A 7,702-nucleotide genomic window follows, 5' to 3' on the forward strand; every position below is an offset into this window, starting at 1 on the left:
GTTCTTGGAGTCCTCTGTTCTGGTTGCCGTGCGCGCAGGCGGTTCAGATCACCGTGTCCCACGGCGCCGACAGCCGCATCGCGCCATTGATCAGCCCGACCATCGAATACGTCTGCGGAAAATTGCCCCACATCTCGCCGGTCACCGGATGGGTATCCTCGGACAGCAGCCCCAGCGGATTGCGCGAGGCCAGCATCGACTCGAAAATCTCGCGCGCTTCCTCGCGCCGGCCGATGCGCGCAAGGGCATCGATGCGCCAGAACGTGCAGATGTTGAACGCGGTCTCGGGCTTGCCGAAATCGTCGGGCGCCTCGTAGCGGCGCATATAGGGTCCGTCGCACAGCGATGCCTCCAGCGCCTTGACGGTGGCGATGAAGCGCGGATCGCGCGGCTCGATGAAATTGACTTCGGCCATCAGCAGCACGCTGGCATCCAGCTCGCGCCCGCCGAAGCTCTCGGCGAAGGCCTGGCGCTCCTCGCTCCAGGATTCGGCCAGAATGCGCTCCTTCATGCGCTCGGCATGGTCGTGCCAGTAGGCGGCACGCGCCTGCAGCTGGAGCTTGTCGGCAACCTTGGCCAGGCGGTCGCAGGCGGCCCAGCTCATCAGCGCCGACGACGTATGCACGCGCGCCCGCGTGCGCAGCTCCCACATGCCGGCATCGGGCGTGCCGAACACTTTCACTGCCTGTTCGCCGACCTCTTCCAGCCGGCGGAATTCAGCGGGGCCGCCGCGGTGCAGCAGCCGGTGATCATGGAAGGCCTGGGCCGCGCCCAGCACCACGTTGCCGTAGACATCGTGCTGGAAGTGCTCCTGCGCCTGGTTGCCCACGCGCACCGGGCCCATGCCGCGGTAGCCCGGCAGATGGTCGAGCATGCTTTCAGGCAGCTCGCGCTCAAGGCCGATGCCGTACAGCGGCTGGATATGTCCGTCCTGCGACTGCATCACCACGTTGGACAGCCAGCGCAGGTAATCCTCCATGGTGCCGACCTCGGACAGGCTGTTGAGCGCGCGCACCACGAAGAAGGCGTCTCGCAGCCAGCAGAAGCGGTAGTCCCAGTTGCGGCCGCTGCCCGGCGCCTCGGGGATGCTGGTGGTCATCGCCGCGACGATGGCGCCGGTCTCTTCGAACAGCGACATCTTCAGCGTGATAGCCGCGCGGATCACCGCGTCCTGCCATTCGCGCGGCACCGCCAGGCGGCGGCTCCACAGGCGCCAGTAGGCGGTGGTCTCCTGCTCGAAGTCGCGCGCGGTTTCTTCCACGCCGTGCGCGAGGGTCTCGTCCGGGCCGAGGATGAAGTTGTACCCGCGCGTGACCAGGAACGGCGTATGCGACAGCACATACGCCATCGGCGCGTCGGTGGTCATGCGCAGGGTCATGTCGTCGCCGATATAGCGCACATGGCTGCTGCCGCGCGTCGTCTGCGGCGCCTTGCGGCCCCATTCGAAGCGCGGCGCCACCACCACGCGCACGCGCGGCGCGCCGCGCACCGGGCGGATGCGCCGGACCAGCGTGGTCGGGCGGAAATAGCGCCCCAGCCGGAAGAAGCGCGGCGCAAAGTCGGTGATCTCCAGGCAGTTGCCGTGGATGTCCGTCAGCCGCGTGCGCAGCACCGCGGTATTGGGCTCGTACCATTGCCGCGACGACTGGAAGTCCTCGATCTCGATCGAGAAATGGCCGGCGTTCTCGCTCGGGTCCAGCAGGGCGTTGAACACCGGGTCGCCATCGAAGCGCGGCAGGCACGACCAGACAATGCGCGCGCGGCAGTCCACCAGCGCAGAGATGGCGCAGTTGCCGATCATGCCAAGCGACAACGACGGATTGGCAAAGCGGCTGCCGCCGTCCACGGTCTTGTGCACGCCTTCGGTCGGCGGCTGGCCCGGTTCGCTCGGGCTGCTCGGATTGGTCACAGCGATACCTCCCTCAGGATGTCGTTGTGCGCCGGGCCGGGCCTGGCTCGGCCTCATTCGGCACGGCGCGCGGGTGGCCGCCGGCGCCTTCCAGCGCGCGGGCCGATCGGTGCAGCCAGCTGCGCAGCGCGGCCGGCCCGGGCACGGTGACGCTGGCCACGGTCTCGCGCTGGCCCACCAGCACGCCCAGCCCGCCGAGCTTGCGCACGGCGGCAAAGCCCGGCTCGTCGGTCAGGTCGTCGCCGGCAAAAAGCGGCATGCGCTCGGCGAACGGCGCGGATTTCATGAATGCGGCAATGGCGTCGCCCTTGTCGACGCCGGCCGGCTTGATCTCGACCACCATCTTGCCGGGCAGCGCTTCCAGTCCGACGGCATGGCGCAGCACCTCGGTGACCGCGGCATCGACCACGCCGGCAAGTTCAGGCGCCTGGCGGTAGTGGATGGCGACGGCGACGGACTTGCGCTCCAGCCGCAGCGCGGGATAGGCGCGCACCAGCGCTTCCAGGTGGGGGATCAGCAGTTCCAGGCCAGGGGCGGCGGAAGTCTTGGACACCATGCCGCCGTCGGTGCGGAATTCAGCACCATGCACGCCGGCCGCCGGCAGCCGCAGCGGCTGCAGGAAGTGGTCGAGTTCAGAGATCGGCCGCCCGGAGATGACGGCCAGCGCGCCGTCCAGACGCTGGAACAGCGTGTGCAGCGTGCCGACCAGTTCGGGTTCGACCTGCACCAGTTCCGGGCGCGGGGCCAGGTCGGCCAGGGTGCCGTCGAAGTCGAGAAACAGGGCGGTATTGGATTCGATTAGCGGTAGTTGTGGCATCGCGTTACACCGTAACACGTCGTTTTGACCGGCGTCCACCGGACGCCGTCCTACATGGCGCGCACGCAACCTGGCCTCGACGCAAGTCCAGGGCCAAGCGTCTGCGGCCCCCGCTGCGCCCTGGCTCGCCTTGCCCGCATGAGTGCATCGTCATCCACACGAAGAGTGACCTCCGCGCGGCCCGGGCCGCCCGTCGCGGGCGGCGGGAGCGTCGCCCGGGCCGGGTGGAAGTCGCCGCCATCCTTTATCATTGACGGTTTCCGCCAGAATTTCCGCCTTTTTTTGCGCCGCCCCACGGCCCGCCCCGAGACCATGACCCGCACGTCCGCCGCCCGACCCGATTACCTGAAGAAGATCCTGACCGCCAAGGTCTACGACGTGGCGCAGGAGACCGAACTGACCTACGCGCACCAATTGTCGGCGCGCACCGGCAATTCGGTCTGGTTCAAGCGCGAGGACACCCAGCCGGTCTTCTCCTTCAAGCTGCGCGGCGCATACAACAAGATGGCCTCGCTGACGCCGGAAGAGCTCAGGCGCGGCGTGATCGCCGCCTCGGCCGGCAACCACGCGCAGGGCGTGGCGCTGTCCGCGGCGCGCCTGCAGTGCAAGGCCATCATCGCCATGCCGGTCACCACGCCGCAGGTGAAGATCGACGCCGTGCGCGAACGCGGCGGCCAGTGGGTGGAAATCGTGCTGCACGGCGAGTCCTACAGCGACGCCTACAACCACGCCGCGGAGCTGGAGAAGAAGCACAAGCTGACCTTCATCCATCCGTTCGACGATCCCGAGGTCATCGCCGGCCAGGGCACCATCGCCATGGAGATCCTGCGCCAGCACCCGGGCCCGATCCATGCCGTGTTCGTCGCCATCGGCGGCGGCGGGCTGATCTCTGGCATCGCCTCGTACATCAAGGCGGTGCGCCCCGAGATCAAGGTGATCGGCGTGCAGACGGTGGACTCTGACGCGATGAAGCGCTCGGTCGACGCCGGCAAGCGCGTCGAGCTGAAGGAAGTGGGGCTGTTCTCGGACGGCACTGCGGTCAAGCTGGTCGGCAAGGAGACCTTCCGCATCACGCGCGAGCTGGTCGACGACATCATCCTGGTGGATACCGACGCCATCTGCGCGGGCCTGAAGGACGTGTTCCAGGACACCCGCAGCATCCTGGAGCCGGCCGGCGCACTGGCCGTGGCAGGCCTGAAGGCCTATGCCGAGCGCGAGAAGCTCAAGGGCCAGCACCTGGTGGCGATCGCCTGCGGCGCCAACATGAACTTCGACCGCCTGCGCTTTGTCGCCGAGCGCGCCGAGGTGGGCGAGGCGCGCGAAGCCGTGTTCGCCGTGACCATCCCGGAAGAGCGCGGCAGTTTCAAGCGCTTCTGCGAGCTGGTGGGCACGCGCAGCGTGACCGAGTTCAACTACCGCATCGCGGATACCAGCATGGCGCATATCTTCGTTGGCGTGCAGATCGCCAGCCGCGCCGAGAATGACAAGATCGCGGCCAGCTTCCGCAAGCACGGCTTCGACACGCTGGACCTGTCCAACGACGAGCTGGCCAAGCAGCATATCCGCTACATGGTGGGCGGGCGCTCGGCGCTGGCGCATGACGAGCTGCTGTACCGCTTCGAGTTCCCCGAGCGGCCGGGCGCGCTGATGCGGTTCCTGTCCAGCATGAGCCCGAACTGGAATATCAGCCTGTTCCACTACCGCAACCAGGGCGCGGATACCTCCAACATCCTCGTCGGCATCCAGGTGCCGAAGAACGAGAAGCGCGCCTTCCGCGCCTTCCTTTCGACGCTGGGTTACGTACACTGGGACGAGACCGACAACCCGGTGTACAAGCTGTTCCTGTCCTGACACCTGCTGAGCGCCCCATGAGCCTCCCTGAACATTCGCCGCTGGGCAAGCCCTCGGCCTACAAGACCGAATACGACGCCTCGCTGCTGTTCCCGATCCCGCGCCAGCCCAAGCGCACCGAGATCGGCCTGCCCGAAGGCAAGCCGGTGCCATTCTTCGGCGTCGATATCTGGAATGCGTACGAGCTGTCGTGGCTGAACCTGAAGGGCAAGCCGCAGGTGGCGCTGGCCAGCTTCATCATCCCGTCGGACACGCCCAATATCATCGAGTCCAAGTCGTTCAAGCTGTACCTGAACTCGTTCAACCAGACCAGGATTGCTTCACCCGAGGCGCTGCAGCAGCTGCTGCACCACGACCTGTCCGAAGCCACCGGCGGCACCGTGCAGGTGCGGCTGGTGACTGAAGCGGACCTGGGCAAGCAGAAGATGGGCGAGCTCGATGGCCTGCTGCTGGACCGGCTCGACATCGAGGTGGACCGCTATGAGCCCGCGCCCGAGCTGCTCTCTGCCGACCAGCAAGAATCGCCGGTGGAGGAAACGCTGGTGTCGCATTTGCTGAAGTCCAACTGCCTGGTCACCGGCCAGCCGGACTGGGGCAGCGTGCAGATCCGCTACGTGGGTGCGCCGATCAACCAGGAAGGGTTGCTCAAGTACCTGATCTCGTTCCGCAACCACAACGAGTTCCACGAGCAGTGCGTGGAGCGGATCTTCATGGACGTGATGCGCGAGTGCAAGCCGGTCAAGCTGGCGGTGTATGCGCGCTACACGCGCCGCGGCGGGCTCGATATCAACCCGTTCCGCACCAACTTCAATACGGCGTGGCCGGATAACAAGCGCAACGCGCGGCAATGAGGCAGGCGGGGAGGATCAGAACTCCCCGTGCAGGCGCACCCCGTAGAACTTCGCCGGCCCGCGGTCGCGGTTGTAGCCGGGGTTGCGCACGTACTGGAAGTCCGGGCTGATGCTCAGGTACTTCACCGGCTGGAAGCTGTAGTAGATCTCCAGGATCTGCTCGGGCCCGTAGCGCAGCGCACCGTCGCCCAGGAACGCGCCCTGCCCGCCCGCGGCCAGGTAGTTGCGGTGGTCTGGGCCCAGCATGTTGATCGCCACCGCCACGCCCAGCGCATCGCGCGCACGTCCCCACGCATCGCCATTCAGCACGCCGCCGGCCGACACCTGGCGGCCGATCTCCGTGAAGGCGTAGGTCTCGGTCTTGTCGTCGGACAGGCTGGCGCGCGCGAACATCCCCAGTGAATCGGTGACCTGCTGCAGCAGTGTCACGCCCACGCCGCTCTTGGCGTGCTCGCGGCGCACGTCGGCGACGTCCGGGGTGGTGTTGTTGGCCATGCCGAAGCCGATGGCATCGCTGAACGCGCCCATGCGCGCCTTGTTGCGGAACCACAGCAGCCGCGCGGTGCCGGGCCGGCCAGCCAGCTGGTAGCGCTTCTCCACTTCGATGATGTCGCCGTAGTGCTCGAACATGCGGGTGTCGAGCCGCAGCCCGTTGGATTCCAGCGGCTGCAGGAAGCGCCCGATGCGCGCCGACCAGCCGTCGCCGATGTATTCCAGCGACAGGCCCCAGCTATAGCCGCGCGCATCGGCCGGATAGTCGAAGGCGCCATGCGTCATGAACGACCAGTTCATGAATTGCGTGCGCGGGTCCGAGCCGAACTCGTTCTGGTCGAAGACATCCAGCACGCTGAAGTTGCCCGCTGTCAGCACCACGCGCTGCTGATCGACGGTGCGCCCAAACTGGTTGAAATCCGCTTCCAGCGCTTCGCCGCCGCCGCCCAGGCCCCAGGTCTGCCGCACGAACGCGCGCGCCCGGTAGAACACCGGGTTGGTGCTGGCGGCCTTGCCCAGTTCTCCGTTGGACAAGCCGCCCAGGCCGTGCAGGCCGGAAAACGGCACGCCTTGCGTGGCTTCCGGATTGAAGTGGAACTCCGCGCCCGGCCACAGCTTCAGTCCCAGATCCAGCGTCGCACTGAACGAGTAGCTCTTGGCCCGTTCGGTACCCAGGCTGTTGGGGCCGGAGTAGGCCGCGCCGAATGCTGGCTTGCGCTGCCAGATGTAGGTGCTCTGGCCGTGAAAGGCAAACGGGCTCTCCGCTTCAGCCGGGCCTTGCACCGGCTCCGCTTGCTGCGCCATCGCTGGCAGGCACGCACAACAGGCCAGCGCTGCCAGCACACGACGAAAACGGATACGAACGGGAGCGCTGGCAAGTGGCGGAAACGGCATCGGCAGAGGCGATCGGCAAGGGATGTGCCGGAGGCGGCGCGCTCCGGCGCCCGCAGCATAGCCAAGCACCCATGACATGTCTACCTGCCAAAGGGTGTGCCGGAAGGCCGACGTTGTAACCGCCCTTGAATTAATTAACGCAAAAATTAATATTCACTGGAGACCGCTTGCATCCGTTTGCCCATGCCGCGCCCACCCGCCAAACCGAAACCCTCCGCCGGCCGCAGCCCCGGCCGCCCTGCGGCCGGCCAGCCCGGCCAGCGCGAACGCATCCTCGATGCGGCCACCGAGCTGTTCTCGCGCCAGGGCGTGGCCGGCACCCCGGTCAAGGCGATTGCCACCCAGGCCGGCGTGACGCCGGCGCTGGTCCATTACTACTTCAGCGACCGCGAATTGCTGCTGGACGCCGTGGTCGAGGAAAAGCTGCAGCCGCTGGTGGCCGGCGTCTTCGCTGCCGCCGGCGATGCCGAGCCGATGGCCATGCTGATCGGCATCGCCGGCCAGCTGATCCGCACCGCGGCCGCCACGCCCTGGTTTCCCGGGCTGTGGATCCGCGAAGTCGCCAGTGCCGACGGCGCCCTGCGCGAGCGCGTGCTGGACCGCTTCGCGCTGCAGCGCGCCGGTGCACTGAACGCGCCGCTGGCGGCCGCGATCGCGCGCGGGCAGCTCAACAGCGGACTGGAGCCGGCGCTGGTGATGCCGTCGCTGATCGGCCTGACGCTGCTGCCGCTGGCCACCACCCATATCTGGCGCCGGCTGCCCGGCGGCGAAGCGGTCGATACCGACACCCTGGTGCGCCACGTATCCGCGCTGCTGACGCACGGGCTGGCACCGGCGCCCGATGCCGGCAAGTCCAGGCTTTCTCCGGAGTCATCATGAAGCACGCCC

The 7,702-nt window shown here is 67.3% G+C and carries 6 protein-coding genes; 3 read left to right on the forward strand and 3 right to left on the reverse strand.

Annotated features, from left to right (window positions below):
- Positions 1 to 43 precede the first annotated feature (43 nt).
- Entirely contained in the window at positions 44 to 1,909 is a 1,866-nt protein-coding gene (locus AC3WQZ_RS13835; protein ID WP_010814429.1) for a glycoside hydrolase family 15 protein, read from the reverse strand.
- A gap of 13 nt (positions 1,910 to 1,922) precedes the next feature.
- A complete protein-coding gene (gene otsB, locus AC3WQZ_RS13840) occupies positions 1,923 to 2,726 on the reverse strand; it encodes a trehalose-phosphatase (RefSeq protein ID WP_010814428.1) in 804 nt (267 codons plus the stop codon).
- Between the two features lie 312 nt (positions 2,727 to 3,038).
- On the opposite strand from otsB, the gene ilvA reads away from it, so the two are divergent.
- Positions 3,039 to 4,577, forward strand: coding sequence for a threonine ammonia-lyase, biosynthetic (ilvA, locus tag AC3WQZ_RS13845; RefSeq protein ID WP_010814427.1), 1,539 nt, complete (start codon positions 3,039 to 3,041; stop codon positions 4,575 to 4,577).
- 17 nt (positions 4,578 to 4,594) lie between these two features.
- Entirely contained in the window at positions 4,595 to 5,428 is an 834-nt protein-coding gene (queF, locus tag AC3WQZ_RS13850) for an NADPH-dependent 7-cyano-7-deazaguanine reductase QueF (protein ID WP_010814426.1), read from the forward strand.
- Positions 5,429 to 5,443: 15 nt separating this feature from the next.
- Here the strand turns inward: queF and AC3WQZ_RS13855 are convergent, their stop codons facing one another.
- Positions 5,444 to 6,814 (reverse strand): carbohydrate porin, encoded by a 1,371-nt coding sequence (locus AC3WQZ_RS13855; RefSeq protein WP_439668526.1) that lies wholly within the window; start codon positions 6,812 to 6,814, stop codon positions 5,444 to 5,446.
- Positions 6,815 to 6,997: 183 nt separating this feature from the next.
- Here AC3WQZ_RS13855 and AC3WQZ_RS13860 point away from each other — a divergent pair, with 183 nt between their 5' ends.
- Positions 6,998 to 7,693: a TetR/AcrR family transcriptional regulator gene (locus AC3WQZ_RS13860; protein WP_492297349.1), complete on the forward strand. Its 696-nt coding sequence runs from the start codon at positions 6,998 to 7,000 to the stop codon at positions 7,691 to 7,693.
- Positions 7,694 to 7,702 lie beyond the last annotated feature (9 nt).

The organism is Cupriavidus sp. FW305-26 (assembly GCF_058787975.1).